At 41.9% G+C, this 301-nt stretch carries 1 protein-coding gene; it reads right to left on the minus strand.

From position 1 onward, the window contains the following. The coding region (locus N8L33_RS09985) for an SspB-related isopeptide-forming adhesin (protein ID WP_261059755.1) at positions 1–301 on the minus strand (301 nt) is incomplete at both ends.

Here is a 301-nt window from a genome sequence, read left to right on the forward strand (position 1 = left end):
TAGTTGACAGAACCTGCCAAGACCTGTTTCCCATCGATGTTAACACCTGCTTTATTCAGATTCTTCTTGGTAGGTTTCGCAGTAGGAACATTATTTACAACTGTATCTGTGATATAAGCTGAACCAAAATCAAGCTGATAAGCTGTATTTTCGTACTTACCACCTGTTTGACCCAATTCCTTCTTAACAGTCATTGGGTTGGTAATCGTCAGAACTTCTCCAGCTTGCACGTAGGTCTTGTAGAACTCCTCTGGATTCTCTGCCTCGAATACTTGAATCGCTCCTTTCGGAGTGAAATTGC

This window comes from Streptococcus mitis, assembly GCF_946188695.1.
GTDB lineage: Bacteria > Bacillota > Bacilli > Lactobacillales > Streptococcaceae > Streptococcus > Streptococcus mitis_DF.